The organism is Azospira sp. MPR-E4 (assembly GCF_058809645.1).
In genome coordinates this window covers 1-8,156 of sequence record NZ_JBXAST010000087.1, presented here as the reverse complement: position 1 = coordinate 8,156, position 8,156 = coordinate 1, and the positions used below count along the sequence as shown (strand labels likewise).

The 8,156-nt window shown below is 67.0% G+C and carries 9 protein-coding genes; 7 read left to right on the top strand and 2 right to left on the bottom strand.

Annotation, left to right across the window (positions count from 1 at the left end; genetic code table 11):
* From AC1RTA_RS16035 to AC1RTA_RS16010, 6 genes are all read left to right on the top strand, one after another.
* Positions 1-1,466: pyridoxal-phosphate dependent enzyme (locus tag AC1RTA_RS16035; protein ID WP_492785304.1), on the top strand; the 1,466-nt coding region annotated here is incomplete at its 5' end.
* A 169-nt stretch (positions 1,467-1,635) separates the two neighbouring features.
* Positions 1,636-2,802, top strand: a complete 1,167-nt coding sequence (locus AC1RTA_RS16030) for a cystathionine gamma-synthase (protein ID WP_492785303.1) — start codon at positions 1,636-1,638, stop codon at positions 2,800-2,802.
* 20 nt (positions 2,803-2,822) lie between these two features.
* A complete protein-coding gene (locus AC1RTA_RS16025) occupies positions 2,823-3,608 on the top strand; it encodes an enoyl-CoA hydratase (RefSeq protein ID WP_492785302.1) in 786 nt (261 codons plus the stop codon).
* A 60-nt stretch (positions 3,609-3,668) separates the two neighbouring features.
* Positions 3,669-4,127: a CoA-binding protein gene (locus AC1RTA_RS16020; RefSeq protein WP_492785301.1), complete on the top strand. Its 459-nt coding sequence runs from the start codon at positions 3,669-3,671 to the stop codon at positions 4,125-4,127.
* 26 nt (positions 4,128-4,153) lie between these two features.
* On the top strand, positions 4,154-5,440 hold the full coding sequence (locus tag AC1RTA_RS16015) for an O-acetylhomoserine aminocarboxypropyltransferase/cysteine synthase family protein (protein WP_492785300.1): 1,287 nt from the start codon (positions 4,154-4,156) through the stop codon (positions 5,438-5,440).
* A gap of 225 nt (positions 5,441-5,665) precedes the next feature.
* Positions 5,666-5,899, top strand: coding sequence for an FmdB family zinc ribbon protein (locus tag AC1RTA_RS16010; protein ID WP_014237105.1), 234 nt, complete (start codon positions 5,666-5,668; stop codon positions 5,897-5,899).
* A 4-nt stretch (positions 5,900-5,903) separates the two neighbouring features.
* Here AC1RTA_RS16010 and AC1RTA_RS16005 read toward each other — a convergent pair whose 3' ends face one another.
* Both AC1RTA_RS16005 and AC1RTA_RS16000 read right to left on the bottom strand, forming a co-directional pair.
* Positions 5,904-6,851 (bottom strand): alpha/beta hydrolase family protein, encoded by a 948-nt coding sequence (locus AC1RTA_RS16005; protein WP_492785299.1) that lies wholly within the window; start codon positions 6,849-6,851, stop codon positions 5,904-5,906.
* Between the two features lie 67 nt (positions 6,852-6,918).
* Entirely contained in the window at positions 6,919-7,275 is a 357-nt protein-coding gene (locus tag AC1RTA_RS16000; RefSeq protein ID WP_492785298.1) for a DUF2917 domain-containing protein, read from the bottom strand.
* A 146-nt stretch (positions 7,276-7,421) separates the two neighbouring features.
* Between AC1RTA_RS16000 and AC1RTA_RS15995 the strand changes: the two genes are divergently transcribed.
* A partial coding sequence (locus tag AC1RTA_RS15995; RefSeq protein ID WP_492785297.1) for a LysR family transcriptional regulator occupies positions 7,422-8,156 on the top strand: 735 nt, incomplete at its 3' end.

Below are 8,156 nucleotides of genomic sequence, written 5' to 3'. Positions count from 1 at the left end.
GGCCCCCATCTCCACCTGTCCCCGCCGGCCCCTTCGTCTTCCAGCCGAACCGAGATTCCATGACCGATACCGCCGCCACCCTCGCTCCTTCCGCCACCCTGCCCCGTTCCAGCCTGGACCTGATCGGGGCCACCCCACTGGTGGAAGTGACCCACTTCGACACCGGCCCCTGCCGTCTCTTCCTCAAGCTGGAAAGCCAGAATCCGGGCGGCTCCATCAAGGACCGGGTAGCCCGTTCCATGATCGACGCCGCCGAGAAGGAAGGCCTGATCAAGCCCGGCTCCACCCTGGTGGAGGCCACCGCCGGCAACACCGGCCTGGCCCTCACCCTGGTGGGTGCCCAGCGCGGCTACAAGGTGGTGCTGGTGGTGCCGGACAAGATGAGCCAGGAAAAGATCTTCGCCCTGAAGGCCCTGGGGGCCCGGGTGGTGATGACCCGCTCCGACGTGGGCGTCGGCCATCCCGAGTACTACCAGGACATGGCCCAGCGCCTGGCCAGCGAGATTCCCGGCGCCTGGTATGTGAACCAGTTCGGCAACCCCAACAATCCCAAGGCCCACGAGACCGGCACCGGGCCGGAACTGTGGTCCCAGCTGAAGGGCCGCATCGACGCCGTGGTCTGCGGCGTCGGCAGCGGCGGCACCCTCACCGGCCTGACCCGCTTCTTCCGCCAGAAATCGCCCCGGGTGAAGATGGTGCTGGCCGATCCGGCCGGCTCCGTGCTGGCCGACTACGTGGCCCACGGCTACATCAAGGAGGCCGGCTCCTGGCTGGTGGAAGGCATCGGCGAGGATTTCATCCCCCCCATCTGCGACCTCACCGGGGTGCGCGAGGCCTACACCGTGCCCGACGCCGAGAGCTTCGCCGCCGCCCGGGAACTGCTGCGCAAGGAAGGCATCATGGGCGGCTCCTCCACCGGCACCCTGCTGGCCGCAGCCCTGCGCTACTGCCGCACCCGCACCAAGCCGGAACACGTGGTCACCTTCGTCTGCGACCACGGCAACCGCTACCTCTCCAAGATGTACAACGACTTCTGGATGGCGGACCAGGGCTTCCTGCCCAAGGACGTGCGGGGTGACCTGCGGGACATCATCGGCCGCCGCGCCGACGAGGGCGCCGTGGTCACCGTGGCGCCGACGGATACGGTGCTCACCGCCTACGGCCGCTTCAAGCTCTACGACGTCTCCCAGCTGCCGGTGACCAACGACGAAGGCCGGATCGTCGGCCTCATCGACGAATCCGATCTGCTGCTGGCCATCACCAAGGACGAAGCCAACTTCCGCCAGCCGGTGAAGAAATTCATGACCAGCCGCCTCACCACCCTGCCCCCCACGGCCCCCATCAGCGACCTGCTGCCCCTCTTCGACCAGGGCCTGGTGCCCATCGTGGTGGACGGCGACCGCTTCCTCGGCCTGGTGACCCGCATCGACCTGCTCAACCACCTGCGGCGCAAGCTGAAGAGCTAAGACCTGAATCTTTTGCCACAGAGGGCACAGAGAACACAGAGAAAGAGCTAAACCCGTTGCCTTGCCGAAGCGCCTCAAAACGCCTCCGGTGTCGTCAGCGACGATGGTTTTCCCCTCTGTGCTCTCTGTGTCCTCTGTGGCTCCGTTTTTAGATTTTTTCGAGCCCCCCATGACCCACAAACAAGGTTTTGCCACCCGCGCCATCCATGCCGGCCAGGAGCCGGACCCCACCACCGGCGCCGTCTCCATCCCCATCTACGCCACCTCCACCTACGTCCAGCCGGCCCTCAACGAGCCGAAGCAGTACGCCGGGGCCACCTTCGACTACGCCCGCAGCGCCAACCCCACCCGCCTGGCCCTGGAACGCTGCATCGCCGACCTGGAAGGGGCCAGCCACGGCTTTGCCTTCGCCTCGGGCCTGGCCGCCAGCGCCACGGTGCTGGAACTGCTGCCCGCCGGCAGCCATGTGGTGGCCTCCGACGACCTCTACGGCGGCTCGGTGCGCCTCTTCAACCGGGTACGCAGCAATTCCGCCGACCTCAAGGTGACCTACGCCGACTTCTCCAGCCGGGAGAGCATCGAGGCCGCCATCACCCCGGAAACCAAACTGTTGTGGGTGGAAACCCCGAGCAATCCGCTTTTGAAGCTGGTGGATCTGGACCTGGTGGCCGCCATCGGCAAGGACCGGGGCCTCCTCACCGTGGCCGACAACACCTTCGCCAGCCCCTGGATCCAGCGCCCCCTGGAACACGGCTTCGACATCGTGGTGCATTCGGCCACCAAGTACTTGAACGGCCATTCCGACGTGATCGCCGGCGTCGCCGTCACCGCCAATCCGGAACTGGCCGAGCGCCTGGCCTTCCTGCAGAACGCCGCCGGCGCCGTGCTGGGGCCTTTCGATGCCTTCCTCGCCCTGCGCGGTTTGAAGACCCTGGCCCTGCGCATGGAACGCCACTGCGCCAACGCCGAGGCCATCGCCCGCTGGCTGGCCAACCACCCGGCCATCGAGAAGGTCCATTACCCCGGCCTGGCAAGCCACCCCCAGCATGAACTGGCCAACCGCCAGATGCGCGGCTTCGGCGGCATGGTCTCCGCCGTGGTGAAAGGCGGCCTGCCGGCGGCGAAGAAGCTGCTGGAAAACACCAAAATTTTCGTCCTGGCCGAAAGCCTGGGCGGGGTGGAAAGCCTGATCGAACTGCCGGCCCTGATGACCCACGCCTCCGTTCCCCCTGAGCAGCGCCGCCGCATCGGCATCGACGACGGTCTGGTACGCCTTTCCGTCGGCGTCGAAGACGTGGAAGACCTGCTGGCTGATCTGGAACAGGCCCTCAAGTAATAACAAAAGGAGAACAGCACATGAGCGAAGAAGCCCTGGTACTGCGGCAGGATAAGGACGGCATCGCCCGCCTCACCCTCAACCGCCCCGCCGCCCGCAACGCCCTCTCCCGGCCCATGATCGCCGCCCTGCAGACCGAGTTCGATCGCATCGCCGCCGATCCCGGCATCGGCGTGGTGATCCTGGCCGGCAACGGCCCGGCCTTCTGCGCCGGCCACGACCTGAAGGAAATGCGCGGCGCCGACTACGGCGCAAGCTATGCCGAAGACCTTTTCGAGGCCTGCGCCCGGCTCATGCAGCGCATAGTCAGCCTGCCCCAGCCGGTGATCGCCCGGGTGCATGGCATCGCCACCGCCGCCGGGGCCCAGCTGGTGGCCAGCGCCGACCTGGCCATCGCCACGGACGACGCCCGCTTCTCCACGCCCGGCGTCAATATCGGCCTCTTCTGCTCCACCCCCATGGTGGCTTTGTCCCGCAATATCTCCCACAAGCACGCCCTGCAGATGCTGCTCACCGGCGACCTCATCGACGCCCCCACGGCCCTGCGTTTCGGCCTTATCAACGAGCACGTGTCCGGGGAACAACTGGATGTCGCGGTGGAAGCATTGGCGGTTAAAATCGCCAGCAAGTCGCGCCACACCCTGGCCGTGGGCAAAGCCGCCTACTACCGCCAGGCCGAACTGCCCCTGGACGAGGCCTACGCCTACGCCAAGGGGGTGATGGTGCACAATCTCCAGGCCAGGGACGCCCGGGAAGGCATCGATGCCTTCATCGACAAGCGCCACCCCACCTGGTGCCACGGCTAACGCGGCAGACCCGAGGGGAACCCGGGGCCGCCCGCCCCACCCCTCACACGGAACACTTGCATGAGCGAACTTGCCACCCTGCGCCAGGTCCTGAAAGAAAACCGCACCATCGCCGTGGTCGGCCTCTCCGCCGACTGGAACCGCCCCAGCTACTTCGCTGCCAAGTACATGCAGGAACGGGGCTACCGCATCATCCCGGTGAATCCCAAGTACCCGGAGATCCTGGGGGAGAAGTGCTACCCGGACTTGAAATCCATTCCCGAGCCGGTGGATATCGTGGACGTCTTCCGCAAGCCGGAAGACTGCGTGCCCATCGCCCGGGAGGCTGTGGCCATCGGCGCCAAGGTACTGTGGCTGCAGCTCGGCGTAATCAATGAGGAAGCCCGCCACATCGCCGAGGCCGCCGGCCTCACGGTGATCGAGGACCGCTGCGTCAAGATCGAATACGCCCGCCTCTTCGGCGGCCTCAATTTCATGGGCGTGAATACGGGCATCGTCTCTTCCCGTCGCCCCACCTGATCCGTCCGATTTCCCGAAAGCACACCATGGCCGACCACCAGTTCGGGTTCGACACCCTTTCCCTCCACGCCGGGCAGGTGCCCGACGCCGCCACCGGCAGCCGGGCCACGCCCATCTACCAGACCGCCGCCTACGTCTTCGATTCGCCTGAGCACGCCGCCAGCCTGTTCAACCTGCAGACCTTCGGCAACGTCTATTCCCGCCTCTCCAACCCCACCGTGGCCGTGCTGGAAGAGCGCATCGCCGCCCTGGAAGGGGGCAAGGCCGCGGTGGCCGTGGCCTCCGGCATGGCCGCCCAGATGGTGGCCCTGCTCAACCTGTGCGAGGCCGGGGACGAGATCGTCGCCGCCCGCACCCTCTACGGCGGCACCCACACCCAGCTGGACGTGAACTTCCGCAAGCTGGGCATCAACACCATTTTCGTGGACAGCGACGATCCGGAGAATTTCGCCAAGGCCATCACCCCCAAGACCAAGGTGGTCTACGCCGAGACCATGGGCAACCCGGGCCTCAACGTGCTGGACATCGAGGCCGTGGCCAGGATCGCCAACGCCGCCGGCCTGCCCCTCTTCGTGGACAACACCTTCGCCAGCCCCTACCTGTGCCGGCCCTTCGAATGGGGCGCCGCCATCGTGGTGCACTCGGCCACCAAGTTCATCGGCGGCCACGGCACCACCCTGGGGGGCATCATCGTCGAATCGGGCAAGTTCCCCTGGGACAACGGCAAGTTCGCCACCATGACCGAGCCCAGCCCGGGCTACCACGGCGTCAAGTTCTACGAGACTTTCGGCAACTTCGGCTTCACCGCCAAATGCCGCATGGAAGGCCTGCGCACCTTCGGCCCGGCCCTCTCCCCCTTCAACGCCTTCCTGCTGCTGCAAGGGGTGGAGACCCTTTCCCTGCGCATGGACCGCCATTGCAGCAACGCCCTGGCCATCGCCCGGCATCTGGAAGCCCATCCCCAGGTGGAATGGGTCAATTACCCGGGCCTGCCCTCCAGCAAGTACCACAATCTGGCGAAGAAATACCTGCCCAAGGGCGCCGGCGCCGTGCTCACTTTTGGCATCAAGGGCGGGGCGGCCGCCGGGCAGAAGTTCATCGACAGCGTGGAATTCCTTTCCCACCTGGCCAACATCGGCGACGCCAAGACCCTGGTGATCCACCCGGCCTCCACCACCCACCGCCAGATGACCCCGGAACAGCAGACCGCCGCCGGCGTGCCGCCGGACCTGATCCGCCTCTCCGTGGGCCTGGAGACCCTGGACGACATCCTCTGGGACATCGACCAGGCGTTGGCCAAGGCGACGACCTGAAAGGCTGCATAGCCACAGAGGACACAGAGGGCACAGAGTTGAGAACTCCGGGGTGCAACGCCCACGGGAAGAATTTACTTGTATCGCAGACCGCCGCCCGTTACCGGCGGGGCTGACACCCTCTGTGATCTCTGTGCCCTCTGTGGCCAATGCTTCTCCCCGGCACCCTTCTTGCATTTCTCGGGCATTCCCCTTCGATTGTCGTCATTGCGACAGGAGTGCCCCATGCCCCTCTACGACTACCAGTGCCAGGCCTGCCAGCACACCTTTGAACTGCTGGTGCGGGCCAGTACCGTGCCGGCCTGCCCGAAATGCGGCAGCGGGCAGCTGGAAAAACTGGTCTCCCTGCCCGCCCCCCAGGGCAAGACAGCCGGCCTGGTGGCCGCCGGCCGGGCCCAGGCGGCCAAGGAGGGACACTTCAGCAACTACTCGGCCAAGGAACGCCCCAAGATCGGCTGATTCCTTAAACCCCGGCACCAGTTTCGGGCGCCAGGGTTTCCCGGGGCGCGCGGGTCAGGCTGCCGTCCCGCAACCAGGCCAGGGAGTCCTGCCACAGGGTGGGGCGGAAACGTTCGTGGAACCAGGCGAAGTGGCCGATGACTTCCACCCCCGCCGCGGCCGGCGACAGGTGCACATGATGGCGCCGGGCGCCCCGGTAGTAGCCCAGCAGGCGGCGGATGGCCGCCGGGGTGCCGAAAGGGTCGTCCGTAATGCTCACCGCCAGCATCTCCCCGCGGAAGCCGTCGAAATGGGCCAGGGGATCGGCCCCGCCCCGCACATGGCGTCGATAGGACTTCTCCAGGGAGGCCGGGCGGAAGGCCCATTCGTAGGCGGCTCCGGCGGGCAGGTCCTCGTGCCAGCCCAGGCGCCGGGCCGGGAAGTAGCCGAGCACGGCGGTCAGCAGCGGCATCAGCACATGCCAGCGCAGCCACATGAGGGGCTTGCCCGGGCCGTAGTCGGGCCAGTAGGCGTACTGGCTGCCCACGGTGAAGGCCCGCTGCACCGCCGACCCGGAAGGGGCCAGGCCCAGCAGCAGGCCGCCGATGCTGTGGGCCACCAGATGCAGGGGCAAATCGGGATAGGCCTGCCGCGCCCGGGCCAGGGCCGCTTCGCAGTCGTAACGGCCCCAATCCAGCTTGGAGACGTGGCGCCAGCGGCGCAGGCTGCCCTGGCGGGAATCGCCGATACCCCGGTAATCGTAGGTCAGTACGGCAAAGCCGTTTTCCGCCAGGAAGCGGGCGTAGCGGTGATAGTAGGCCGCCTTCACTGCGGTGGCCGGGTTGATTACCACCACCGCCCGGGGCATGCCCTCCGGCTGCCAGTGGTGGGCGGCCAGGACATAGCCGTCGGCGGCGGTGAGACTCAAGGGGCTGGCGCTGACGGTCGGGGCCGGTGGGGTAAAGCGATCCATGGGAAGACTCGACGGCAAGGTCTGGTTGCAGAATGGGACCGGCGGCGGGGCCTATTGATTCCCGGCCTCAGGCCAGGCCGCGACCGCCCAGGCCGGACAGCTCGTGGGGCAGCAGGCTGGCGAGAAAGCCCCGTACCGGCTGCAGGGAAACCGTGGCCGGATCGTGCCCCCCACCGCCGAGGACAAAGCGGGCATCCTGGCAGGCCGAAACCACCAGACAGCCGTTGCCGGCCACCACATGGGCTTCGCCGGGCCGGAGAATCCGGTCGCCCCCGCCATCCTCCGTCAGCCACAGCTCGCCCGTGCGGCACTCCAGGGTCTGGCCCCGAGCATCGGCCAGCACCAGCATTTCCCGCCGTTCCAGTTCCAAATGCAGCCACTGCGTTGTCTGGCCCGCTGCCTGGCCTTGCCGGATCACTTGCATTTTCCTATCCTCCATTCATGCGCTTTTGATATGGCCGTATCAGTACAGCCACGCCATGAATGAAGTATGGAAAGCCAATGCACAACACACAAACGGGAAATCTGCATTCAATTGATGCAATAAACGCATAGATAAACAACCCCGCCATGAGCCTGCCCCTGCACCGCCTGCCACCCCTGGACCCCCTCAAGGGTTTCGTCGCCGCCGCCCGCCACCTCTCCTTCACCAAGGCGGGGGAAGAGCTGCACCTGAGCCAGTCGGCCATCAGCCGCCAGGTCCAGACCCTGGAGAAACAACTGGGCGTGGCCCTGTTCCAGCGCAGCACCCGGGCCCTGCACCTGACGCCGGAGGGCGAACGCCTGTTCCGCACCGCCAGCGAAGTGCTGGCCCGCCTGGGCAGCACGGTGGAGGACATCACCGCATCCCGACGCCAACCCCGGGTCACCGTCTCCGCCTCCATCGGCGTCGCCGCCCTGTGGCTGGTACCCCGGCTTTCAGGCTTCCAGGCCCGCCATCCTGATATCGGCATCCGGGTCTCCGCCGACAACCGGGCGGTGGATCTGGAAGCGGAGGAAGTGGACGTGGCCCTGCGCTACGGCACCCCGGAAGCTGCCCCCGCCGGCAGTCTCAAGCTCTTCGACGAAACCCTGGCCCCCGTCGTGGCGCCGCCCCTGGCTGCGAGCCTGCCGGACGGCCCCCGGCTTTCCGCCGCCAACCTGGCCCACCTCACCCTGCTCTCCTTCGAGGACGGCCGGGACTATCCCTGGCTGCGCTGGGAAGGCTGGCTCAGCCAACTGGCCCCGACCCCGCCCGCCGCCAAGGCCCTGCTGCAGTTCAACCACTACGACCAGTGCATCTACGCCGCCCTGGCCGGCCAGGGC